The organism is Ochrobactrum sp. SFR4 (assembly GCF_019730395.1).
GTDB lineage: Bacteria > Pseudomonadota > Alphaproteobacteria > Rhizobiales > Rhizobiaceae > Pseudochrobactrum.
The window spans coordinates 1-408 of the sequence record NZ_JAAPBB010000272.1; the positions used below are offsets into that span (position 1 = coordinate 1).

General features: G+C 46.8%; 1 protein-coding gene. It reads left to right on the forward strand.

Features of this window, described 5'->3' with window-relative positions; genetic code table 11:
- The coding region (locus HBA93_RS18945; protein WP_221724330.1) for a phosphatidate cytidylyltransferase at positions 1 to 272 on the forward strand (272 nt) is incomplete at its 5' end.
- Positions 273 to 408: the final 136 nt, after the last annotated feature.

Below are 408 nucleotides of genomic sequence, written 5' to 3' on the forward strand. Positions count from 1 at the left end.
ATTTCAGTTTTGATCGCGTGAAATATCCGATGGTCATACTGGCGATCATGCTTTCTGTTGCTTCGCAGATCGGTGATCTTGGCGAATCCTGGGTTAAGCGCCGCTTTGGTGCCAAGGATTCCGGTAAGTTATTGCCGGGTCACGGTGGCGTGATGGATCGTGTTGACGGTTTGATCGTGGCTGCGGTTATGCTTTATGTGATTGGCGCTTTGGTGACCGGATCGGATACACCATCATCTATGTTTATCGGTATTGTTTTGCAGCCTCTGTAAAATTGACAAGCGAAGACAGTTTTTTGGAATTTGAAAGTCGGGAGACAGGGTTTTGAGTGATCCCTTTGGATATTTATTCGGCGGCGAAAGCTTGCTGGTTGGTACATTGCTTCCGTTTATTCTTGTTCTGGCTGTT